Origin of the sequence: Cupriavidus taiwanensis (assembly GCF_900250115.1) — a bacterium.
GTDB lineage: Bacteria > Pseudomonadota > Gammaproteobacteria > Burkholderiales > Burkholderiaceae > Cupriavidus > Cupriavidus taiwanensis_B.
In genome coordinates this window covers 2,081,376-2,104,389 of record NZ_LT984804.1, presented here as the reverse complement: position 1 = coordinate 2,104,389, position 23,014 = coordinate 2,081,376, and the positions used below count along the sequence as shown (strand labels likewise).

The window sequence follows — 23,014 nt, the reverse complement described above, 5'->3', positions numbered from 1 at the left end:
TGCATTGGTCTGAGGGCTTCACATCGGACGCAGTCGACCGGTTGCTGCCGCGCCCGGCACAAAGGCCAGGACGCCCATCAGCACCAGTTCCGGCATTTTGAGCCACAGATTTTGAGCCACAGATGTCTGCGCTGATCGCGCTGACGGGCTGAAGTGCGGCTGGGCGGCGAAGTCACGGGGGCCGAAGCGCACTTCACTGAACAAGTGGGGTAGTAGCAGGCCCGCAACCGCGTGTAGAAATCTACGGTGCGAGCATGATACGTAATGAACAGCGCCGGAGACCGCATTGACGCGGTGGTTCTGATCAGGCGGCGAGGCGCAAGCTCGACGCCTCGCACCTTTCATCAAGCAGGAGGGTTCAGCAAAGCGCCTGGTTGATCAGGGCAAACTGGTGCAGTGCGGTGTCGGCTTGCGGCACGCCATTGCGCGCCATCGCCACCGCGGTATCCACCTGAGTCAATCCTGCCTGCGGGAGCCAGTCCTGCAGCCCGCTGGTTCCGGTGACATCCACGCGCACGAAGGAGCCGGCGCAGGTACTTCCCCAGTGGGCGATCAAGGCCTTGGCGCGCTCGCTGTCGGAGGCCACCACCGGGCCGATAACATGGCCTCGGCCGAACCGGCGCAAGACCGAGAAGCCGACCACCTCGCCATTGCGTTCCAGTACCACAGCTTCGGCAATGGGAATCAGTGCCTTCAGCAGCTCGCCACGGTACACGCCGGTAGCGCGACTTGCGAGTTCCGTCACGGCTTCTATATCGCCTGGCTCGAGCGGGCGGAGCCGTTCTTCCGCAGCCAGTGCAACCGGGCCGACGGTGTTCATCGTTCCCTGATGCTGGTGGATGGTGCCAGTCGCAACAAAGCCCAGGCGTTCATACAGGGGCTGCCCGGCAGGGGTTGCATTGAGCAGCGTGGTGCGATCCCCCAACACTTCCAGCACAAGGCGCATCAACGCCTTGCCAATGCCTTTGCCCTGATGTTCCGACGACACAATGATCATTCCCAGCGATGCCTGCTGTCCCTGCTTCCAGCATAGCGCGGTGCCGATTACCGTGCCGGCGTCTTCAGCGACGAAGCCTGTCCCCAGGCGCAGCACGAATTGCCAGTCTTCTGCCCGATGGGGCCAGCGCAGCGCCTGCGACAAGGCATAGGCAGCAGGCACGTCCTGTTCGGACATGGCACGGTAGGTCACTGAATCCTTGTTGTCGTGGCTTGGCATGGCGTCTTCCTTTAATTACGAAATTCATCTTGCCACAGTCGGTATGCGTTTCACGGGGAAACGAAGGGGGGAAATACGATTCCACATAATCACCTCGACCTCCGCTGCGAGATGCGGAGCTTATGCCGTGAAGCTGGCATCAGACCGCATCCATTGCTAAGACCATGCCGCTGCCATCGGTTTGCGAATCCGCTGCCTGGCGCCCGCATGCGGGGTCGGCCGGCGCCTGCGCGGCAGGACTTGGTGCCGCCCGCAGCAATTCATGCTGATTCAGAGTCCAAATGCCACGGTTTGTAGGTTTGCGGGCTGCCTGAACACGATATGCCGCAGGTGCGATGGTGCTGTAATTCTCCATCAGCGCGGGCAGCGCCTGCGCGAATCCATGTCTTCTTGTCAAGGGATTGCGGGAGCCACGCCATTGCAGCGTATTCCTCACGAATCACGAGATCAAGTGAGCTGATATACCTGCTTGCCGGCAGCGTGACGTTTGAAGACGAGACGGGCCGGCGCGGACGTTCTCGCAAGGCGACATGTTTCTGGTCGAGCAGCACGCGCAATGCAGTCAGGAAGGCCGCGAGCACGCGGCCAAGGTTTATGCAATGTTCCGGCCGGCGTAGGCGGGAGGATTGCCGGGGTACTTCGGTGGTCTCCGCTTCCTTGTGAAGCCTTGCCCGCAGGCAGCGATGCCCGCGGTTTTTTTTTGGACAAGACGGAACTCGCTGGCCAGCATTGTGCTGGTGCAACTCGGCGGGGCAATCGTGCCGGGGAACCCCAATGCGTTGGGGTTTCTCCTTAACTCGGAAGATTCGGTTGCGAGAGGTGCCAGTTTTGCAATTCGATGCGGAAGCACCGTCCTTAAGCGAGATAAATCTTGGGCATTCTTGTCTAGCATGGAAGGCATCAACACACCTTTGGCGCGACTGAAGCGCCCGTCATTCCGTGCAAGTCTTTGACCCCCACACTATCGCCGTATCCACCGGCCATTTCATTGGTGGACAGTTCGTGCCTGATGCCGGCCGTATTGCCGTGCGGCGTCCCTCCGATAGCCAGGTGCATGCCGAGCTTCCGTTGGCCGACGCCGCGGCGGTCGATGCAGCCGTACGGGACGCGTGGAAGACCTGGCGTACCAGCGACTGGGCGCGCCGCGCGCCGCGCGAGCGGGCCCGCGTGCTGCGCCGATGGGCGGACCTGATCGAAGCGGACGTGGGTGGCCTCGCGCCGCTCGAAGCGGTGTGCTCGACCCGGCCGGTGCGCGATGCTACCGCATGGGATGTACCGTTCACGGCGGAGGGACTGCGGTTCTTCGCCGAGTATGCCGACAAGCTGGGCGGCGAGGTGGCGGCTACGCGCCACGATCACCTTGGCATGGTGGTAGCCGAGCCGTATGGCGTGGTGGGCGCGATCACGCCCTGGAATTTCCCGCTGGTGATGGTGTCCTGGAAGGTTGGTGCCGCGCTTGCCGCGGGCAACGCCGTGGTGCTGAAGCCCTCCGAACTGACGCCGTTCTCCGCGGTGCGCCTGGCTCAGCTGGCCATCGAAGCCGGCCTGCCGCCCGGCCTGTTCAACGTGGTGCAGGGTGACGGGGCAACGACGGGCGATGCGCTGACGCGCCACCCGCTGATCTCGAAAATGACCTTCACGGGATCGACGCGCACGGGCGCCGCGATCATGGCGGCTTGCGCGTCGCAGGGGCCGAAGCCGGTGACGCTGGAGCTGGGCGGCAAAAGCCCTCAGCTTGTATTCGATGATGCACCGGATCTTGACCGGCTTGCGGGCATCATTGCCGGCGCCATCACCGGCAATGCAGGACAGGTATGCGTGGCCGGCTCGCGGCTGATTGTGCAACGCGGCATCGCCGAGGCGCTGGTCGAGCGCATCGTGGCGCGCTTCTCCGGGCTGCTGCCCGGTGCGACCTGGGATGATGCCACCACGCTGGCGCCGATTGTTTCGGCGGTGCAGGCGTCGCGCATCCTCGACATCGTGGAGCGCGCGCGCGGCAACGGCGCGGAACTGCGCTGCGGCGGTGGCCTCGTTGACGGCGGTCCGGGCGGCGCGTTCTTCCAGCCTACGCTGATCCAGGGCGTAAGCGCGGACAATCCTGCGGTGCGGGAAGAAATCTTCGGCCCGGTGCTGACAGTGCAAACCTTCGAGGATGAAGAGGAGGGTCTGGCGCTTGCCGCGCACGAGCACTATGGCCTCGCCGCCGGCGTTCACACCGCCGATATCGGCCGCGCGCTGCGCGCGATGCGCGGCATTTCAGCGGGCACGGTATGGATCAATCGCTATGGGCGCAGTGCGGACTTTGTGATCCCGACCGGCGGCTATCACCAATCTGGCATCGGCAAGGATCTCGGGCGCCAGGCGGTGGAGGCAAACCTGCGCTTCAAGAGCGTGCTGATCGATTTTGCCGCAAGGGATAACGACAACCATCCCTGACCGCAGGAACTGCCGTCCGGGCTTTTGAAAACCGCATCTTTTACGCGTCGTAATCGCCCATTTCCCGATAAATGGCGTGGGGACGCATGCTTAAATCGCCGCACATCAACGCTTTTGCTTGGGCCTGCCCACCAAACCAGGAGTACGACCATGAAGGATCGCTGTAACGAGTTCGCTAGCCTTGTCGGTCCCGGTGAAAGCCTTCGTATCCTGGATGGACTCAAGCGCGGCGCCACCCGGCGCGATGTGCTGAAGATGCTGCTGGCGGGCGGGATGCAAGCCACGCTGGCCGGTAGCCTGGCCGGCCAGGCGCTCGAGGCTCATGCGCAGACACCCCGGCGCGGCGGACGCATCCGTGTGGCCGCTGGCACGGCATCCGCGTCCGATACGCTGGATCCTGCCAAGCAGGCGAACCAGAATGACTATGTGCGCTGCAACATGGTCTACAACGGGCTGACCTCGCTCGATGCCAGCCTGACGCCGCGCCCCGCGCTGGCGGAGTCCTTCAACACCACCGATGCAAAGACTTGGGTATTTGCGTTGCGCAAGGGCGTAACGTTCCATGACGGCAAGGCGTTGTCGCCCGCGGATGTGGTGTACTCGGTGATGCGCCACAAGGACCCGGCCACCGCCTCCAAGGGCAAGGTGCTGGCCGAGCAGATCGAGAGCGTCAAGGCTACCGGTCCGGGCGAGGTCACGATGGTGTTGACCCAGCCGAATGCCGATCTCCCGGTGATCCTGGGGACCTCTCATTTCCAGATCGTCAAGGACGGCACCACCGACTTCAGCGCGGGCATCGGTACCGGACCTTACAAGATCAAGGAGTTCCGCCCCGGCGTGCGCACCGTTGCCGTGCGCAACGAGGCGTACTGGAAGCCAGGCAAGCCGTACCTCGACGAGATCGAGTTCGTTGGCATCACCGACGAAAGCGCGCGAGTCAATGCGCTGCTGTCGGGCGAAATGGATCTGGTCGCCATGGTGAACCCGCGTGCCGTGGCCCGCATCAAGGGTACTCCTGGCTACGGGCTGATGATCACCAGGTCGGGCCAATATACCGACCTGATCCTGCGCAAGGACGTGGGTCCCGGCACGAACCCGGACTTCATCATGGGGATGAAGTATCTGCTGGACCGGGAGCAGATGAAACAGGCGATCGCACTCGGCAATGCCGTCATTGGCAACGACCAGCCCATCGATCCCACCAACCGCTTCTATTTCAAGGAACTGCCGCAACGGCCGTTCGATCCGGAGAAGGCGAAGTTCCATCTGCGCAAGGCCGGCGTGACTGGCAAGGTGCCGGTGGTGACGTCGCCGGCGGCGCTGTACTCGGTCGAGATGGCGCTGATGCTGCAGCAGGCGGCCCAGCGCGTTGGCCTGGAACTCGACATCAAGCGCATGCCGGCCGATGGCTACTGGTCGAACCACTGGCTCAACAGCCCTGTCGGCTTCGGCAATGTGAATCCGCGACCCAGCGCCGATACGATCCTCACGCAGTTCTTCAAGTCCGACGCGCCCTGGAACGAGTCGCGCTGGAAGAACCCGCGGTTCGACCAGCTGTTGCTCGGTGCGCGCGCCGAGACTGACTTCGCCAAACGCAAGCAGTTGTATGCCGATATGCAAACCATGATTCATGCGGAGGCGGGCATCGGTATCCCCTTGTTCCTGTCCAGCATCGATGCGCATTCAACGAAGCTCAAGGGCTTGTCGCCCATCCCGCTGGGCGGTCTGATGGGCTATGCGTTTGCCGAGCACGTCTGGCTCGACGCTTGACCAGAGGAAGCTGGAATGGCCGCGTTCCAGACACCGACCCTGTTTTCGCCTGCGGCCGCGCCTCAGCGCTCGGAGTCAAGACCCCAACACGCGAGATTTTCTGAAGCAGATTCAAGCCAGGTATAGATTTTCCCCCCCGGGCGACGCGGCTGGAACCAGCCCGTCGCCACCTGCCGCGTCCAGCTTGCCGGCGTGCAACTACCGGTATGGATTCGGATACATCCATTGGCCATCTGAAGAATGCCGATCCTGGCAGTGGTCCGCTCGCGTGCTGGCGGGACGGACCGGTCCGGGATGCCGTGAACGACCCGATGGGGCGGACCACGCGCCGGACCTCGGAAATCACGGCCCGATTGATCAACTAGAAAAGGAGACCCTCATGAACCCGTTTATATTTCGTCTGCTGGTCCGGCGTGTCGGACTGGCGCTGATCTCATTGCTGGCCGTCTCGGCCATCGTCTTCGCGATCACGGCGGTACTGCCCGGCGACGCCGCCCAGGAACAGCTCGGGCAGGACGCGACCCCGGAAGCCCTGGCCGCGCTGCGCAGCCAGATGGGCCTGGACGTGCCGGCGCCGGTACGCTACGCCCACTGGCTGCGCGGCCTGCTGACCGGCGATGCCGGCGAGTCCCTGGCTACCCACATGCCGGTGTCGGAGGCCGTCGGCAGCCGGCTGCCCAATTCGCTGCTGCTGGCGGGCCTGACCGCGCTGATTTCGGTGCCGGTGGCGCTGGGCCTCGGCATCCTCGCGGCGGTCTATCGCGGCACCTGGTTCGACCGCGGCGTCAGCCTCGGCGCGGTGGCAGTAGTCTCCGTGCCCGAATTCCTGGTCGCCACGCTGGCGGTGTTGCTGTTCGCGGTCCAGCTGCGCTGGCTGCCCGCGCTGGCCTATGTCGGCAACGACGAGTCCTGGGACAAGGTGCTGCGTTCGCTGGCCATGCCGGTGCTGACGCTGTGCTGCGTGATCGTGGCGCAGATGCTGCGCATGACGCGCGCCGCGGTGATCGACCAGCTGCAGGCGCCCTACATCGAGATGGTGCGGCTCAAGGGTGCTTCCGCGACCCGCCTGGTGCTGTTCCACGCGCTGCCCAACGCCATCGGCCCGATCGCCAATGCCGTGGCGCTGAGCCTGTCCTACCTGCTGGGCGGCGTCATCATCATCGAGACCATCTTCAACTACCCGGGCATCGCCAAGCTGATGGTCGACAGTGTCGCCCAGCGCGACATGCCCGTGGTCCAGGTGTGCGCCATGATTTTCTGCGCCACCTACCTGACCCTCGTCACGCTTGCCGATGTGTGCGGCATCGTTGCCAACCCGCGTCTGCGCCACCGCTGATGCCTTGAACGCCAAGCAGGAGCCGCAATTCATGTCCCCAACTTCCAACACACAAGCGCCGGTCACCCTCGGCACAGCCGCAACGCGCCGTCGCCACCCGCGCCTGCCCCGCTTAGGCCTCACCGGCTGGATCGGCTGCGTCATTCTTCTGGGCTGGCTGGTCGCCGCTATCTTCGGGCCGCTCCTGATCAACCCTGATGCAGCGGCCTCGGGCGAACTCCAGGTCTTCGCGCCGGTCAGCGCCCAGCACTGGCTCGGCACCGACTACATGGGCCGCGACATGCTTGCGCGCGTGCTGCTCGGCGCGCGCTACACCGTCTGCCTGGCGTTGGTCTCGACCCTGTGCGCCAGCGGCATCGGCATCACGCTCGCGCTGCTTGCCACCGTCAGCGGCCGCTGGATCGATGCCTGCCTGAGCCGCGGCCTCGATACGCTCACCGCGATCCCGAGCAAGATGTTCGCGCTGATCATGGTCGCCGCCTTCGGCTCCTCGGTGTGGATGCTCACCATCACCGCGGCCATCATCTACGTTCCCGGCGCGTATCGCATCGCGCGCTCGCTGGCGGTCAACATCAACGCGATGGACTACGTGACCGTCGCCCGCACGCGCGGCGAGGGCACCGCCTACATCATGCGCCAGGAGATCCTGCCCAATATCGTCGGCCCGATGCTGGCCGACCTGGGGCTGCGCTTCGTCTACGTCGTGCTGCTGCTCGCCAGCCTCAGCTTCCTCGGCCTGGGCATCCAGCCGCCCGAGGCCGACTGGGGTTCGCTGGTGCGCGAGAACATCGGCGCCCTCTCCGAGGGCAGCATGGCCGTGGTGGCGCCGGCGCTGGCCATCGCCAGCCTGACCATGGCGGTCAACCTGGTCATCGACAATCTGCCGGGCCGCTCGGCACGTGGGAGGAAATAATGGGCACGTCCGTAACAGTCAGCAATCTGCGCATCACCGCCGGCGCGGCGACCCTGGTCGACGGCGTCGACTTCGAGATCGAGCCGGGCAAGGTGCTGGCCCTGATCGGCGAATCCGGCTCGGGCAAGACCACCACCGCGCTCGCCCTGATGGGCTTTGCGCGCGACGGCTGCGAGATCGCCGGCAGCATCCGGGTGGGCGCCACCGACGTGCTGCGCCTGCCGCCGGGCGAGCAGCGCCGGCTGCGCGGGCGCAACATCACGTATATCGCGCAAAGCGCCGCGGCCTCGTTCAACCCGTCGCGCACCATCATGGACCAGGTGGTCGAGCCGGCGCTGATCCACCGCCTGATGGAGCGCAAGGCGGCCGAGCGCAAGGCGATCGCGCTGTTCCGTGAACTGGCGCTGCCCAATCCCGAGTCCATCGGCCAGCGCTATCCCCACCAGGTGTCCGGTGGGCAGCTACAGCGCCTGATGGCGGCCATGGCGCTGATCACCGATCCCGACCTGGTGATCCTGGACGAGCCGACCACGGCACTGGACGTGACCACGCAGGTCGAAGTGCTGCGCGTGTTCCGCCGCGCGGTGCGCGAGCGCCGCACCACCGCGGTCTATGTCAGCCACGACCTGGCCGTGGTGGCCCAGGTGGCCGACCATATCCTGGTGCTGCGCGATGGCAAGATGCGCGAGCTGGGCGAGACCGACCAGATCCTGTACCAGCCGGCCGACGACTACACCCGCTGCCTGCTGGCCGCGGCGCGCCCGGCCGAGCGCCCCGGCGCGCCGGTGGACCCGGACAAGAGCCCGCTGCTGCTCGAGGTGCGCGACCTGTCGGCCGGCTACGGCCCGCTCGATGCGCACGGGCAGCCCGCGGCGAAGATCCTGGAGGGGGTCGACCTGAAGCTGTACCGGGGCCAGGCCATCGGCGTGATCGGCGAGTCGGGCTCCGGCAAGACCACGCTGGCGCGGGCCGTCGCCGGGCTGGTGGCGCCGTGCCGCGGCAGCATCGCCTTCAACGGCCGCGCGCTGAAGCCGAGCGTGGCCGAGCGCAGCCGCGACGAGCTGCGCCGCATCCAGATCGTGTTCCAGATGGCCGATACCGCGCTCAATCCCGCGCGCACCATCCACGAGATCCTGGCCCGCCCGCTGCAGTTCTATCACGGCCTGCGCGGCGAAGCGCTGCGCGCGCGGATCCGCCAGCTGCTGGACCTGGTGCGGCTGCCGGCGGGCGTGGCGCAGCGCACGCCGGGCGGCCTCTCCGGCGGGCAGAAGCAGCGGGTGAACCTGGCCCGCGCGCTTGCCGCCGAGCCCGAGCTGATCCTGTGCGACGAGATCACCTCGGCGCTGGACACCGTGGTCGGCGCCGCCATCCTCGACCTGATGGCCGAGCTGCGCAAGGAACTGGGGGTCTCGTACCTCTTCATCAGCCACGACCTGCACACCGTGCGCGCGATCTGCGACGAGATCGTGGTGATGCAGCACGGCCGCAAGCTGACCCAGGTCGCGCACGCGGACTATGACCGGGGCCCGCATCATCCTTACTACGCCCTGCTGGCGCGCTCGGTACCCGAGCTGCGCCGCGGCTGGATCGATGAAGTCGACGTGCATGGAAGAAAAGCCAAGCCCGCTGGCGTTGCCAGCACCGCAATCTAACGCCGTTATCAAGGAGATTTTTCCAATGCCTCTTCCCCTCCAGAAACAGAGTCTGCTTCCCGGCCGCAACTATATCGGCGGCGAATGGTGTAGCGGTGCGGACCAGCGAACACTTGACGTGTCGGATCCTGCCACCGATGAGGTCTTCGCATCCGTACCGGACAGCGGCGCCGCCGAGGCCCGGCTCGCCGTCGACGTCGCCCATGCCGCATTTCCCGCCTGGCGCAAGACCCCGGCCAAGCAACGCGCTCAGATCATCAAGCGCTGGAATGACCTGATCGTCAGCCACCTCGAAGACCTTGGCAGCCTGATCTCGCGCGAGCAGGGCAAGCCCCTGGCGGAGGGCAAAGGCGAGGTCCTGTACGCCGCCAGCTATGTCGAATGGTTTGCCGAAGAGGCCACGCGCGCGGACGGCGATGTGATTGCCGCACCGGTTCCGGGCCGCCGCATGCTGGCACTGCGTGAACCGGTCGGGGTCATCGCCGCCATCACCCCCTGGAACTTCCCCGCTGCGATGATCGCACGCAAGATTGCCCCGGCGCTGGCGGCAGGCTGCACGGTGGTCTGCAAGCCGGCCGAGGATACGCCGCTGACCTCACTGGCGCTGGTACGGCTCGCGGAAGAGGCGGGCGTGCCGCCAGGGGTGCTGAACATCGTCACGGCCTCGCGCGAGCGGGCGGCCGAAGTGGTCGATGTCTGGCTGGACGATGCCCGGGTGCGCAAGATCACCTTTACGGGCTCGACCCCGGTTGGCAAGCACCTGGCGCGCCGCTCCGCCGATACGCTCAAGAAGCTGTCGCTTGAACTCGGGGGCAATGCGCCGTTCATCGTCTTCGATGATGCCGATCTCGACGCCGCCGTCGAGGGCCTGATGGCTGCCAAGTTCCGCAACGGCGGGCAGACCTGCGTTTGCCCGAACCGGATCTATGTCCAGGACAAGGTGCATGACGCCTTCGTCGACAAGCTCGCAGCCCGCGTCGGAGCGCTGGTCGTAGGGCCTGCCACCAATCCCGCGGCGCAGATCGGCCCCATGATCAATGCACGCGCGGTCGAGAAAATCGAGCGGCACGTGCAGGAAGCCGTCAGCCGCGGCGCCCGCGTTGTCGTGGGTGGAAAACGCATCCGCAACGCCGAATGCCCGGGTCCCAACTACTATGCCCCGACCGTGCTGGTGGATGCCGATGCCTCCATGCAGTGCTCTTATGAAGAGACCTTTGGCCCGGTCGCACCGGTGACGCGCTTCAGTACAGAAGCCGACGTGGTTGCGGCAGCCAATGCGACACCATTCGGCCTGGCGGCATATTTTTACTCGAATGACGTGAGGCGGATCTGGCGCCTTGCCGATGCGCTCGAGTCAGGCATTGTCGGGATCAACGAAGGCGCGCTGGCAGCGGAAGCGGCGCCGTTCGGCGGGGTGAAAGACTCGGGCTATGGGCGCGAGGGGTCTCGCCATGGCATGGACGAGTACATGCACATCAAGTACGTGTGCCAGGGCCAGCTGGACTGAGGCGCTGCCTCTGTTACCAGGGCGGCCGGCGCAAGCCGGCCGTTTTGCCTTGGACGGCGGCAAGCAGGCGATTTGCCAAGGCTGGAGAGAAGGGGGAAGGCATTACACGACCCGCGGCGCTCGTCGTCGAAAAACGTGACAGGCCGGCATGGCGAGGTAAGGCCGGATAGGGCGAGTCGAGCGGCCGGCTATTCGTGTCCGGCAAGCAGCTTGGTGATCGGATAATAGCCTTTGACGAACGACGACTTGATCACGATATAACTGAAGTATTTCTCGATATTGACGTTCTGCCTGAGCACATCCTCGACAATGCTCTGGTAGTGCGCCACGCCGCATGTCACGAACTTCAGCATGTAATCGAAGCCGCCGCTCACCAGGTGGCATTCGACGATCTCGTCAATGTCTCGAATCGTAGCCTCGAATTTGGCGAAGTCCTCGCGACGGTGATCGGATAGTGTTACCTGGGTAAACACGATCTGCATGTTTCCCAGTTTTTCCAGCCGGAGTTGGGCGCCATATCCACCGATGTAGCCCGCTTTCTCCAGGCGCTTTACGCGGATCAGGCACGGGCTGGGCGAGAGCCCGACCGCATCGGCCAGGTCCACGTTGGTGGTACGGCCGTTACGTTGCAGATGGCTGAGGATAGAGATGTCGATCCGATCCAGTTTAGGCGTGTCAAACATCGCGATCCTCCGCCAGTCTCGTCATTCAGGTACGTTAGCAGGACTATTCCCCGCGTTGACACTACGGGGACATTGGCGCAAATAGACTTACTGCTTGACGGCCGCCCGGACTTCGGGTTGGGCCAGCACTTCATCCAGCGTCTTTTTCAAACGGGCGAACAGCAGCTCGAAATCGGCCGCGGTATAGCAGAGCGCCGGCGCGAAGCCGAGGATGTTGTCGCCGAAGGCGCGGAATACCACTTTGTTGCGGTAGGCGACCTCGGTGATGCGCTCGTGAAGCTTCAGCGAGGGGCTGAAGCGCTCTTTGCTGGACTTGTCACTGACCAGTTCCAGCGCGCCGAGCAGCCCGCGGCTGCGCGCCTCGCCAACCAGCGGGTGGCTGAGCAGGCTGCGCAGGCCTTCCTCGAAGTGCGGGGCTTGCGCAATACCGTTAGCGATCAGCCCGCCCTCCGTGTATAGCCGGAGCACTTCCAGGCCGATGGCAGCGCTGACAGGGTGTGCAGAATAGGTATAGCCGTGGCCCACCGGAACGCCGCTGGCCATACCGTCCGCGATGCCTGCGTACACTTCATCCGACATCAGTACCGCGCCCATCGGCGCGTAAGCGGCGGTCAAGCCCTTCGCAATCGTCATCAGGTCCGGCTCGACGCCTTCGGCTTCGCACGCGAACATCGGACCGGTGCGGCCGAACGCGGTGATGACCTCGTCAACGACGAACAGGATTCCCAACTCGCGGCACGCGATGCGCATTGCCTTGAGCCAGCCCTTGGGCGGAACGATGACGCCACCGGAGCCCTGGATCGGTTCGCAGAAGAAGGCGGCGACATTGTCCGCGCCCAGTTCCCGCACCTTGGATCGCAAGGCTTCCACCGACGCACGGATGATGGCTTCCGGATCCGGGCCCACAGGATTGCGGTAAGGATAGGGCGAGGGAATCTTGTGCTGGTTGCGCAACGGCACATCGAAATTGTTGTGGAATACCGAAAGCGCTGTCAGCCCAGATCCTTGCGACGACGAACCATGATAGCCACGCTCGAGCGAAATGAACTGCTTTTTCTGCGGCCGGCCTGTCGAATTGAAGTAGTGCGTAATGAAGCGGATCGCTGAATCGTCCGCATCCGAACCGCCGAGCGTGAAGTACACGTGCCGAAGCGAGGGCGGCGCCAATTCGACCAGGCGTGCCGCAAGCCGGATCGCCGGCTCGGAGCCGAAGTGGAAATAGCCGGTGGCATAAGGCAGCTTGGCCATCTGCTCCGCGGCGGCCTGGACAATGCTCTGCTGGCCATAGCCTACGTTGACGCACCAGAGGCCGGAGAAGGCATCGAGCAGCTCATTGCCTTGTGCATCCTTCAAGTAGGCGCCGTGCCCTGATTCGAGAATGGTGACGCCACGTTGTTCGTGGGCGCGGTAGTTGACCAGGGGGTGAATCAGGTGTTCGCGGTCTAATGCGATCAGGGAATCGATTTGCATGAGGAATCCATATGGAAGGCTAACTTGCACAGCCAGGCAAGACCGATCGTGGTCAACCGAGTCGTGCACGGGGAACGAACGCCAAGTCATTCTAGGCACGGATGCGTAGCATTAACTATCGGACCTGGCTTCCCAACTCATGCGAAACCGCAATTTCGCGTGGTTTTCAACACGTTATGCTGCGATGCCGCTGGCATCCTGCAGCGAGCGCCACTTGCCTCAATCCCGATGGGAAAAGCGAGCGAATTGGCGATACGGCTTTGGTGCCATTTTCGTCAGCCGGGGTTGGCTTGCATCGGATGTGATATCCGCTGCCTGGCATGCGTCGGCAGTACGCGAACCTTGCGATGCATGACGCCAGGCTCCCGCACGGGCACGCCAGTGGGAGGTGCCATGCGGCTGCTGTTGTAACTGCAGGGGGAGCGCTGCTCGGGCAGCGCCTAGCCTAACGACTGGCTGAGCAAAGCGAACCGGGTGATCGAAGCATCTGGCAGCGGCGGTTTGCCACGCGCCATTGCCTGCACCGTTTCATCGACCTGCACCAGGCCCATGTCGGTAAGCCAGGAACTCAAGCCGCTGGTTTCGGGAACGTCGGCACGCACGAATGAGCCCGCACGCGAGCCTGCCCAATGGGCGATCAAGGCCTTGGCGCGGTCGACATCGGGCGCGATCACCGGCCCGATGACGAAACCGTGGCCGAACTTGCGCAGTGCCGCGAAGGCAATCAATTCGCCGTACCGGTCAATGGCGACGATATCGGCGACCGTCAGCAAATGCTTGATCACCGTGGCGCGCGGCATGCCGCTGGAGCGGCTCGCCATCTCCGCTAGCGCGGCTTCGTCCCGCGGGCTGACGGGCCGGATGCGCTCGCCTGCACTGAGTGGCACGAACGGATAGTGAAAGACACTGCCCTGGTGCCGGTGTACCCAGCCGGTTGGCCGGAAGCCGAAGCTCTCGAACAACGGTACGCCATCCGCAGTAGTATGGAGCAGGACTGTTCGGTCTCCGGTTGCTACCAGCGCCCGGGAGACGAGATCGCGCCCGAGTCCTTGATGGCGATGGTCCGGTGAGACGATGGTCATGCCCAGCCATGCGTAGTCCATGCCATGGAACCAGTACATCACCGTGCCGATAATGCCCGTCCCGTCTTCCGCGACGATCCCCTCGCCGATCTCGAGGATGAACTTCCAGTCCTCGAGGCGGTGCGGCCACAACGTGGCCAGGGACAGCTTATGCACGTCCGGCAGGTCTTCCGGCTTCATGCTGCGAAAGTGGACGGTGCCGCTCCCATTCGGATCTTTCATGCTTTACCTCATCTGCCTGGCCTGCCGCCGCAACCAGTTCTGCGTTGACAGCGTGCGGGATTGTGTTCGAGGCCTCTGTAGTTAAGAACAATGTTGCCATAGCTTCGAGGGGGTTTCGACCGATCCATGCAATTCCACACGATGATGCGCAGGGCGGGGGCAAACCGAAGGTTGTGCTGTCTGCGGGCAGGCCGACCGCAGATCGTGCTTCTGTCGAATCCCTGCCCGGCTACCCGCGCGCGATGGCGTCACGACCGCGCAGCGGTGTCGGCCCTGCAGACAAGCTGCCATCAGTGTCCGGATTTCTGCCGCCGCAAGCGTGCCTCACCGTACGCTGTGACCCCATCATTCCACTTGCATGGAACGGGCCGACACGGGCGATTCCTGGTCGCAGCAACTCGTGCTGTGCGATGGTTTTAAATCGAAGAATAATGTGGCCGGGCGGCATGACAACGAGACATCCATACCGGCCCCACATGATTTAATGGTTTCCAGGAGGCGACGGTCCGGTATATGCCGCCAGCGCGCATGAAATTACGTCCGGTAGCGAGCCGCCGAGCGAGCTTTGCACATAGCGAGGCACGAATCAACCTGAATGGAATCCTGAAACATGAGCGCCACCACCCTGCGACCCAAGTACATCTCCTTCGATTGCTACGGCACCCTGATCAACTTCCAGATGGCGGATCTGGCACGCGAGCTTTTTGCCGACCGCATCGCGCCGGAGAATATGCAGCAGTTCACGACTGACTTCGCGCGCTATCGCCTGGATGAGGTGATGGGCGACTGGCGTCCGTATGACGAGTTGCTGTGCAATTCGGTGGAGCGCCTTTGCCGCCGCTGGGGTATCGAGTACCGCGACAACGAAGGCCTGAAGTTCTACAACGCCGTGCCGACCTGGCAGCCCCACAAGGATGTGCCGGACGCGCTGGCACGCCTGGCCAAGGAATACCAGCTGGTGATCTTTTCGAACGCCATGGACGTGCAGATCCCGTACAGTGTCGAAAAGCTGGGCGCACCTTTCCACCGCGTGTATACCGCACAGCAGGCGGGTGCCTACAAGCCGCGTCTGAGGGCTTTCGAGTACATGATCGAGCAGCTGGAATGCACCCCCGACGACGTGCTTCACGTTTCGTCCAGCATGCGCTACGACCATTTGTCGGCGGACGATGTCGGCATCAAGAACAAGGCCTTCGTCGCGCGTGGCCACGAGCCGAGCTGGTCGGTGTGGGGTTGCCACGAAATCAAGGACCTGAGCGGTCTGCCGGCACTCGTGGGCCTGTAAGGAGTAGCGCGTGCACCCGGAAAGCCACCAGGACAGGAGCCCGAGATGAAACTGGAATCCTATTGGCTCGATACCGCACCCGCCTTTGTCGGTGGGGCGCAAGGACCCGTCATGGGACGCGCGGACGTCGTGGTAATCGGGGCGGGTTTTACCGGGTTATCCGCCGCGCTGGCGCTCGCCAGGCGGGGGGCGTCGGTCACCGTGCTGGAGGCGGGCCGCGTGGTGGGCGAGGCGTCTGGCCGCAACGGCGGGCATTGCAACAGCGGCCTCGCGCATGACTTCGCGTCGCTGGCCCAGCGGATTGGCGTGGACAGGGCCCGGGCGTTTTACCAGGCCTATGACGCCGCTGTCGACACCGTCGAGATGGTGATTGCCAGAGAGGATATCGCTTGTGACTTTGTGCGCGCCGGCAAGCTGAAGCTGGCGGCGAAGCCTGAGCACTACGACAAGCTCGCACGCGCCTGCGATGTGTTGCGCCGGGAGGTCGATCCGCATGTCGAGATGGTGCCGCGGTCCCAATTGCAGGACGAAGTCCGTTCTGACAGCTTTTTTGGTGGACTGCTGCAGAAAACCAGCGCCCAAATGCACATGGGCAAGTTCGGCGTCGGGCTTGCCGAAGCCGCGGCACGCAACGGTGCGCGTATCTACGAGCGCGCGCCGGTCACGAAAATGGAGCGGCGGGCCGACGGTACGTTTCGCCTGAGCAGTCCACGCGGCCAGATCGAAGCGAAGCAAGTGCTGCTGGCGACGGGGAACTCTGGCACCGGACCGTTCTCGTTCTTGCGGCGGCGCATGATATCCGTGGGCAGTTTCATCATCGGCACGGAGCCACTGGACCAGGCCTTGCTCGATCGCCTGCTACCGCACCGCCGTGGTTACACGACTTCGAAACACATCGGCAATTACTTCCGCGTCTCGCCCGACAACCGTTTGCTGTTTGGCGGACGCGCACGGTTTGCGATGTCGAATCCGCGCTCGGACGAGAAGAGCGGCCGTATCCTTCAGGCAGCGATGGAAGTCATCTTTCCGGAGTTGCGGGGCGTACGCATCGACTACTGCTGGGGCGGGCTGGTCGACATGACCGCGGACCGGCTGCCGCGCGCAGGGCAGCATGACGGGCTGTATTACTCGGTCGGCTACAGCGGACATGGCGTGCAGATGTCGGTACATATGGGACAGGTCATGGCCGATGTGATGGCAGGCCGCCCGGAGTGCAATCCCTGGCGAGAGCTGGATTGGCCAGCCATCCCCGGCCATTTCGGTAAGCCATGGTTCCTGCCGATCGTTGGAGCGTACTACCGATGGCAGGACTGGCGGCATTAGCGCGACCTTTTACTCACAGGCGGGCCGAGACCACCGCGGGGTAGCGTTTCGCGAGCGGATTACATGCCCGACTGTCGTGCAGCGCCGGATGCGTCAAGCCGGCTCCGTGGCAACGGCGCCGTCGATATGCACGTCGACTTCATCGATCCAGCCGCGGCGCAGTTCGGGTACCGAGCGTGCCAGCAGGGCGTAGTAAGGATGATGCGGGCCCCGGTCATAGTCCGCGTGCGCGACCTGGGTCAGCTTGCGGCCGTGCTGCATCACCACGATCTCGTCGCAGATCGCGCGCACGGTGTGCAGGTCGTGGCTGATGAAGAGGTACGAGACCCCCAGTTCCTTGCGCAGCTCGGCCATCAGGTCGAGGATGGCGGCGCCGACCACGGTGTCCAGCGCCGAGGTGATCTCGTCGCACAGGATCAGCTCGGGCTCGGCGGCAAGCGCGCGGGCCAGGTTCACCCGCTGCTTCTGCCCGCCGGAGAGGCCGCCCGGTGTGCGTTGCGCCACGCCCGCCGGCAGCCGCACCAGGTCCAGCAGCTGGCGGATCCGCGCGCGCAGCGCTTCGCCGCGCAGGCCGTGATAGAACTGCAGCGGGCGGGCCAGGATCTCGTGGATGGTGCGCGCGGGATTGAGCGCGGTATCGGCCATCTGGAACACGATCTGGATGCGGCGCAGCTCGTCGCGGCTGCGCTCGGCCACGCTCGGCTTCAGCGGGCGGCCGTTGAAGGCGATGCTGCCGCGGCACGGCGCCACCAGCCCGGCGACGGCCCGCGCCAGCGTGGTCTTGCCGGAGCCCGACTCGCCGATCACGCCGATGGCCTGGCCCCGGTACAGCTTCAGGTCGACCCCCTCCAGGATCTTCGCCGCGGGCTGCCCGTGCGCATCGAGCGGGCCGTAGCCGGCCGACAGGTCGCGCACCTCGAGCAGCAGCGGGCTCTTGTCCGGGTCCACCGGCGCGCCGGGACGCTCGGCCGGGCGCGCCGCGGCCAGCAGGCAGCGGGTGTAGTCGTCGGCCGGCTGGTACAGGATCTGGTCGGTCTCGCCCAGCTCGCGCATCTTGCCATCGCGCAGCACCAGGATATGGTCGGCCACCTGGGCCACCACGGCCAGGTCGTGGCTGACATAGACCGCGGTGGTGCGGCGCTCGCGCACCGCGCGGCGGAACACGCGCAACACTTCGACCTGCGTGGTCACGTCCAGTGCCGTGGTCGGCTCGTCCAGGATCACCAGGTCGGGATCGGTGATCAGCGCCATGGCCGCCATCAGGCGCTGCAGTTGGCCACCGGACACCTGGTGGGGATAGCGCTGGCCGATGGACTCGGGATTGGGCAGCGCCAGTTCACGGAACAGCGCGATCGCCTTGCGCTCGGCCGCCTTGCGCTCCATCAGGCGGTGGATCAGCGCCGGCTCGACCACCTGGTCCATGATGGTGCGCGACGGGTTGAACGAGGCCGCGGCGCTTTGCGCGATATACGTGATATTGCGCCCGCGCAGCCGGCGCTGCTCGCCCGGCGGCAGGCGCAGCACGTCGGTGGCGCCCACCCGGATGCTGCCGGCGATCTCGCAGCCGTCGCGCGCAAAGCCCATCAGGGCGAGCGCGGTGGTGGTCTTGCCCGAGCCGGATTCGCCGATCAGGGCCAGCACCTTGCCCGGCTCGATCTCGAAGTCGACGCCGTCGACCAGGGTCGCCGCGCCGGCGGTGATGCGCAGATTGCTGACTGTTACGGACGTGCCCATTATTTCCTCCCACGTGCCGAGCGGCCCGGCAGATTGTCGATGACCAGGTTGACCGCCATGGTCAGGCTGGCGATGGCCAGCGCCGGCGCCACCACGGCCATGCTGCCCTCGGAGAGGGCGCCGATGTTCTCGCGCACCAGCGAACCCCAGTCGGCCTCGGGCGGCTGGATGCCCAGGCCGAGGAAGCTGAGGCTGGCGAGCAGCAGCACGACGTAGACGAAGCGCAGCCCCAGGTCGGCCAGCATCGGGCCGACGATATTGGGCAGGATCTCCTGGCGCATGATGTAGGCGGTGCCCTCGCCGCGCGTGCGGGCGACGGTCACGTAGTCCATCGCGTTGATGTTGACCGCCAGCGAGCGCGCGATGCGATACGCGCCGGGAACGTAGATGATGGCCGCGGTGATGGTGAGCATCCACACCGAGGAGCCGAAGGCGGCGACCATGATCAGCGCGAACATCTTGCTCGGGATCGCGGTGAGCGTATCGAGGCCGCGGCTCAGGCAGGCATCGATCCAGCGGCCGCTGACGGTGGCAAGCAGCGCCAGCGTGATGCCGATGCCGCTGGCGCACAGGGTCGAGACCAGCGCCAGGCAGACGGTGTAGCGCGCGCCGAGCAGCACGCGCGCGAGCATGTCGCGGCCCATGTAGTCGGTGCCGAGCCAGTGCTGGGCGCTGACCGGCGCGAAGACCTGGAGTTCGCCCGAGGCCGCTGCATCAGGGTTGATCAGGAGCGGCCCGAAGATAGCGGCGACCAGCCAGCCCAGAAGAATGACGCAGCCGATCCAGCCGCTAATGCCTAACCGGGGACGTCGCGGGCGGCCACCGCTTTTATCGGTAGTGCCGGGCGCAGCCGGGGAGACCCCGGTGGCACTGGCGAGCGGGGTGGTGTTGGTGGTGGTGGACACGGGGCGCGGCTCCTGCATGGCGTTCAGGGCATCAGCGGTAACGCAGACGCGGGTTGGCAACGATGCCGCACACATCGGCAAGCGTGACGAGGGTCAGGTAGGTGGCGCAGAAAATCATGGCGCACACCTGGACCACGGGCATGTCGCGCTGGGCGACACTGTCGACCATCAGCTTGGCGATGCCCGGGTAGTTGAAGATGGTCTCGATGATGATGACGCCGCCCAGCAGGTAGGACAGGCTCAGCGCCACGGCATTGGCGATCGGGCCGATGGCGTTGGGCAGCGCGTGGAACAGCACCAGGCGGGTCGCGGAAGCACCCTTGAGCCGCACCATCTCGATGTAGGGCGCCTGCAGCTGGTCGATCACCGCGGCGCGCGTCATGCGCAGCATCTGCGCCACGATCACGCAGCACAGCGTCAGCACCGGCATGGCCAGCGAACGCAGCACCTTGTCCCAGGACTCGTCGTTGCCGACATAGGCCAGCGCGGGCAGCCAGCGCAGCTGGACCGCGAACAGCAACACCGCCAGCGTGGCGACCAGGAATTCGGGCACGGAGACTACTGCCACCGCGCCGAGGCTGACGCCGCGGTCGAACCAGGTGCCGCGGTAGACCGCCGCGAGGATGCCGAGGCCCAGCGCCACCGGCACCGAAATCAGCGCGGTCAGGCCCGCCAACAGCAGCGAATTGGGCAGCCGGCTGCCGACGGCCTCCGACACCGGCATGTGGGTAGCCAGGGACTCGCCGGCATCGCCGGTCAGCAGGCCGCGCAGCCAGTGGGCGTAGCGTACCGGCGCCGGCACGTCCAGGCCCATCTGGCTGCGCAGCGCGGCCAGGGCTTCCGGGGTCGCGTCCTGCCCGAGCTGTTCCTGGGCGGCGTCGCCGGGCAGTACCGCCGTGATCGCGAAGACGATGGCCGAGACGGCCAGCAATGAGATCAGCGCCAGTCCGACACGCCGCGCCAGCAGACGCAAGATGAACAGGTTCATGAAGGTCTCCTTGTGGGGCGAGTCGGCCTGCCGGACCGTGTCTGCCAGCCTGCCCTGGCGGTTTGCGGGCGCGCACCATCGGTGCAAGGCGCTGGGATGCGCTTGGTTTGCCAGCGGCGATCGAGCCCTCGCACGGCTGCTCAAGTCAACCCATCTCCGCCTTCTGGGTATTGAAGCATGTGTCTCCGACGAATTTGCGGGGTATTGGGGACGATGGCAGTGAAAGCTGCGGTTTCGGGTGCATGGTTCGGCATTGCATGCCATGTGCACGCTATGGGTGCCTGTGCACTGCAGCAATCCTGGGGAATACCCTCGCTTGTGCATCGTCCGGGCGCGCCCTGATTGCCCTCTCCGGATCGGAGCGGGACAATGTGATGCAGTCATTCCAGGCTTGAAGGACCATGTCAGCGCCAATCAAACTCGATCGCCTTGACCTTCGGATTCTCGCCCAACTGCAAAGAAACGGCCGGATGACGAACGTGGACCTTGCCGATTCAGTGGGTCTTTCGGCAAGCCCTTGCCTGATTCGCGTCAAGCGGCTCGAGCAGGCAGGTTATATCGGCGGATACAGCGCCGATATTCGCCTGGAAAAACTCGGCGACATTCTCACCGTATTTACCGAGGTCACGCTGGAAGACCACCATCGCGAGGATTTCGTGCGCTTCGAGAGGGCAGTGAGCGCCGTGGACGAGATCATCGAATGCCACCTGGTCAGCGGCGGCTACGATTACCTGCTGAAGTTCATCACCCGTGGCGTCAGCCACTACCAGGAACTGATGGAAAGCCTGCTCGAACGGAATATCGGGATCGAGAAGTACTTCAGCTTCATCGTGATCAAGTCTCCTTTCGTCAAGACCCACTATCCGATCGAAAAGCTGTTCTCTTCCGCTTGAGCGGTATCAGGTTGCAGGAGGCGAGTGCGCGCTATGCACGCGCGCCCGTCGCCCCTTGCACGCCGAGCGGCCACGCAGAAATCAGAAAAAAAACCGCATGGAAGCAAGGTCAGTTGGCCACTTCGACCGGTACCCGAGGTGCCACCGCGCACATCAGCTCATAGCCGATGGTCCCCGCGGCCGCCGCGACGCTGTCGATGGGCACGTGCCGGCCCCATAACTCGACCGGGGTGCCGATAGTGGCCTCGGGACAGTCGGTGAGGTCAACCGCAAGCATATCCATGGAGATGCGGCCCACCGTGCGAGTCAGGCGCGTGCCAACGCGCACCGGGGCAAAGTGACCGCTATGCGACGAACTCGTGCGCGGGTAACCGTCCGCGTAGCCGCACGCCACAATGCCAATGCGTTGGCGACGCGACGCCACATAGTGCGAGCCGTAGCCCACCGAATGCCCCGGCTGAATCTCCTGTACGGCCAGTATCTTGCTCGCCAGCGTCTGCGCCGCCTGCAAGCTGGAGCCCGCTATGTCCTCTGGCCGGCCCGAAGGCGACGCCCCATATAGCAGAATCCCGGCGCGTACCCAGTCGGCGTGGCAATCCGCATGCCACAACGTTGCTGCGGAGTTCGCCACCGATATCTCGCCGGGCAAGCCCAACGTAGCGGCGCGGAAAGCCGCCAGCTGCGCGGCGGTCCCCGTCGGCGCGTCCGCATCCGAGAAATGGGTGGCGTGGGTAACCGACTTCACTGCGGCAATGTTGCGCAGCCGTTGCCAGGCCGCCCGGTAGTCGCTCGGGCAAAAGCCAAGCCGGTTCATGCCCGAATTCAGCTTCAGGCAGACATCGAGCGACTGTGCAGGCAGTTGTGCGCGACGCGAGGCAAGCTCCAGCATGCGCAACTGGTCTTCGCAATGTACCGCGGTGCTCAGCCGCAATGACGACAGAAGCGGAATATCGCTTTCATCGAAGAATCCTTCCAGCAGCAAGATGGGCTTGCGCCAGCCCAGATCCCGCAGCAATGCTGCCTCGTTCAGGTCCAGCAGGGCGCAACCGTCGGCTTCGGCCAGCGCAGGGTAGACCCGGGCAATGCCGTGGCCGTAGGCATTGGCTTTTACCACGGCCCACACTTTCGATGCGGGTGCGGCGCGACGCGCCACGGCGAGGTTGCTGGCGAGCGCCGACAGGTGGATGGTCACGGAAATGGGGCGAGGCATGCTCTGGCGAGTTTTGTGCTGCGGTATTGCCTTTGGCGGGCTCGGCGCGCGTGATGACGGAGAAATAGCTGCGTGGGGTCTTCGCTTGGGTATGCTCGCCATCGTATCGGCAGCGCTCTAGTCAATGGTGCTGAATTGAGTGGGAAAATCAGCAAGAAATCTTGAATCCGCGCGTGGCTGGCGTCGCCGGACTTGCGCCTGATTGGTCGTATCAGGTGAGTGCAGACCTTTCTTTGGCGTTGTTTAAAATTCCATTCAACGGACGGCAACCACGTGTTGCGCAAGCCAATTACCTACCGCGGCTATCCACTGAATATTATCGCGGCCGGAAAGCAAAGTCGGGAGAGATGAGAGGACGCACTGGGTATGAAATTCTGCTCTCCGCACTT

At 64.6% G+C, this 23,014-nt stretch carries 18 protein-coding genes; 9 read left to right on the top strand and 9 right to left on the bottom strand.

Annotated features, from left to right (window positions below; translation table 11 throughout):
• Positions 1-358: 358 nt before the first annotated feature.
• The gene (locus CBM2586_RS26170; protein WP_115666387.1) at positions 359-1,216 is read right to left on the bottom strand and encodes a GNAT family N-acetyltransferase; all 858 of its coding nucleotides are present in this window, start codon (positions 1,214-1,216) and stop codon (positions 359-361) included.
• Positions 1,217-1,355: 139 nt separating this feature from the next.
• Positions 1,356-1,652, bottom strand: coding sequence for a hypothetical protein (locus tag CBM2586_RS26165; RefSeq protein ID WP_172587122.1), 297 nt, complete (start codon positions 1,650-1,652; stop codon positions 1,356-1,358).
• 503 nt (positions 1,653-2,155) lie between these two features.
• Here CBM2586_RS26165 and CBM2586_RS26160 point away from each other — a divergent pair.
• The 6 genes from CBM2586_RS26160 to CBM2586_RS26135 all read left to right on the top strand — a co-directional run bounded on the left by CBM2586_RS26160 (position 2,156) and on the right by CBM2586_RS26135 (position 10,830).
• Positions 2,156-3,652 carry an aldehyde dehydrogenase family protein gene (locus CBM2586_RS26160; RefSeq protein WP_115690715.1) on the top strand — a complete coding sequence of 499 codons (1,497 nt, stop codon included), beginning with the start codon at positions 2,156-2,158 and terminating at the stop codon, positions 3,650-3,652.
• A 150-nt stretch (positions 3,653-3,802) separates the two neighbouring features.
• Positions 3,803-5,422, top strand: a complete 1,620-nt coding sequence (locus CBM2586_RS26155) for an ABC transporter substrate-binding protein (RefSeq protein ID WP_115690713.1) — start codon at positions 3,803-3,805, stop codon at positions 5,420-5,422.
• Positions 5,423-5,801: 379 nt separating this feature from the next.
• Entirely contained in the window at positions 5,802-6,758 is a 957-nt protein-coding gene (locus tag CBM2586_RS26150; protein WP_115690711.1) for an ABC transporter permease, read from the top strand.
• A gap of 31 nt (positions 6,759-6,789) precedes the next feature.
• Positions 6,790-7,671: an ABC transporter permease gene (locus CBM2586_RS26145; protein WP_115691486.1), complete on the top strand. Its 882-nt coding sequence runs from the start codon at positions 6,790-6,792 to the stop codon at positions 7,669-7,671.
• Positions 7,671-9,323, top strand: a complete 1,653-nt coding sequence (locus tag CBM2586_RS26140; protein WP_115690709.1) for an ABC transporter ATP-binding protein — start codon at positions 7,671-7,673, stop codon at positions 9,321-9,323. Before CBM2586_RS26145 ends, CBM2586_RS26140 begins: the two co-directional genes overlap by 1 nt.
• 25 nt (positions 9,324-9,348) lie before the next feature.
• Positions 9,349-10,830, top strand: coding sequence for an NAD-dependent succinate-semialdehyde dehydrogenase (locus CBM2586_RS26135; protein WP_115666391.1), 1,482 nt, complete (start codon positions 9,349-9,351; stop codon positions 10,828-10,830).
• Between the two features lie 188 nt (positions 10,831-11,018).
• On the opposite strand, the gene CBM2586_RS26130 is transcribed toward CBM2586_RS26135, so the two are convergent.
• From CBM2586_RS26130 to CBM2586_RS26120, 3 genes are all read right to left on the bottom strand, one after another.
• Positions 11,019-11,513 carry an Lrp/AsnC family transcriptional regulator gene (locus CBM2586_RS26130; RefSeq protein WP_115666392.1) on the bottom strand — a complete coding sequence of 165 codons (495 nt, stop codon included), beginning with the start codon at positions 11,511-11,513 and terminating at the stop codon, positions 11,019-11,021.
• Between the two features lie 87 nt (positions 11,514-11,600).
• Entirely contained in the window at positions 11,601-12,983 is a 1,383-nt protein-coding gene (locus CBM2586_RS26125; RefSeq protein WP_115666393.1) for an aspartate aminotransferase family protein, read from the bottom strand.
• Between the two features lie 440 nt (positions 12,984-13,423).
• A complete protein-coding gene (locus CBM2586_RS26120) occupies positions 13,424-14,287 on the bottom strand; it encodes a GNAT family N-acetyltransferase (protein ID WP_115690707.1) in 864 nt (287 codons plus the stop codon).
• A gap of 610 nt (positions 14,288-14,897) precedes the next feature.
• Here CBM2586_RS26120 and CBM2586_RS26115 point away from each other — a divergent pair.
• Both CBM2586_RS26115 and CBM2586_RS26110 read left to right on the top strand, forming a co-directional pair.
• Positions 14,898-15,572, top strand: a complete 675-nt coding sequence (locus CBM2586_RS26115) for a haloacid dehalogenase type II (RefSeq protein ID WP_115666395.1) — start codon at positions 14,898-14,900, stop codon at positions 15,570-15,572.
• Positions 15,573-15,617: 45 nt separating this feature from the next.
• Positions 15,618-16,895: an NAD(P)/FAD-dependent oxidoreductase gene (locus CBM2586_RS26110; RefSeq protein WP_115690705.1), complete on the top strand. Its 1,278-nt coding sequence runs from the start codon at positions 15,618-15,620 to the stop codon at positions 16,893-16,895.
• Positions 16,896-16,988: 93 nt separating this feature from the next.
• On the opposite strand, the gene CBM2586_RS26105 is transcribed toward CBM2586_RS26110, so the two are convergent.
• The 3 genes from CBM2586_RS26105 to CBM2586_RS26095 are packed head-to-tail and all read right to left on the bottom strand — an operon-like array spanning position 16,989 to position 20,522.
• Positions 16,989-18,629 carry an ABC transporter ATP-binding protein gene (locus tag CBM2586_RS26105; RefSeq protein ID WP_115690703.1) on the bottom strand — a complete coding sequence of 547 codons (1,641 nt, stop codon included), beginning with the start codon at positions 18,627-18,629 and terminating at the stop codon, positions 16,989-16,991.
• Positions 18,629-19,552, bottom strand: coding sequence for an ABC transporter permease (locus CBM2586_RS26100; protein ID WP_115690701.1), 924 nt, complete (start codon positions 19,550-19,552; stop codon positions 18,629-18,631). The genes CBM2586_RS26105 and CBM2586_RS26100 overlap by 1 nt, the downstream gene beginning before the upstream one ends.
• A 13-nt stretch (positions 19,553-19,565) precedes the next feature.
• Positions 19,566-20,522, bottom strand: a complete 957-nt coding sequence (locus CBM2586_RS26095; protein ID WP_115690699.1) for an ABC transporter permease — start codon at positions 20,520-20,522, stop codon at positions 19,566-19,568.
• 401 nt (positions 20,523-20,923) lie between these two features.
• Here CBM2586_RS26095 and CBM2586_RS26090 point away from each other — a divergent pair, with 401 nt between their 5' ends.
• A complete protein-coding gene (locus CBM2586_RS26090) occupies positions 20,924-21,415 on the top strand; it encodes an Lrp/AsnC family transcriptional regulator (protein ID WP_115690697.1) in 492 nt (163 codons plus the stop codon).
• Between the two features lie 109 nt (positions 21,416-21,524).
• Here the strand turns inward: CBM2586_RS26090 and alr are convergent, their stop codons facing one another.
• Positions 21,525-22,625: an alanine racemase gene (gene alr, locus CBM2586_RS26085; protein ID WP_115690695.1), complete on the bottom strand. Its 1,101-nt coding sequence runs from the start codon at positions 22,623-22,625 to the stop codon at positions 21,525-21,527.
• Between the last annotated feature and the right edge of the window lie 389 nt (positions 22,626-23,014).